The sequence below is a fragment of the Psychromonas aquatilis genome, from assembly GCF_038155185.1.
In the GTDB taxonomy this organism is placed as follows: Bacteria; Pseudomonadota; Gammaproteobacteria; order Enterobacterales; family Psychromonadaceae; genus Psychromonas; species Psychromonas aquatilis.
On the sequence record NZ_JBAKAZ010000258.1, the window covers coordinates 1 to 232 of the forward strand.

Below are 232 nucleotides of genomic sequence, written 5' to 3' on the forward strand. Positions count from 1 at the left end.
CTTGAATATCTGATACCTTATCGCCCACTAAAATTGACTTTTCGATATCTATTTTTAAATCATCAATGGCATTATTCAACATACCAGGTTTTGGTTTACGACATTCACACTCTATTTTGAAATCGCCAATTACTGCTTCACTGTGATGTGGGCAATAATAGATACCATCTAAAACCACTCCGCGATCAGCCATCGACCAATCCAACCATTCAGTAAATCAATGAAAGTGTTC

Annotated in this window: 1 pseudogene; it reads right to left on the minus strand. The window is 36.6% G+C overall.

Going from position 1 to position 232, the window contains the following annotated elements:
• Window positions 1-214, minus strand: a pseudogene (locus tag V6256_RS15505) (HAD-IIIA family hydrolase); the annotation flags it as partial.
• Window positions 215-232 lie beyond the last annotated feature (18 nt).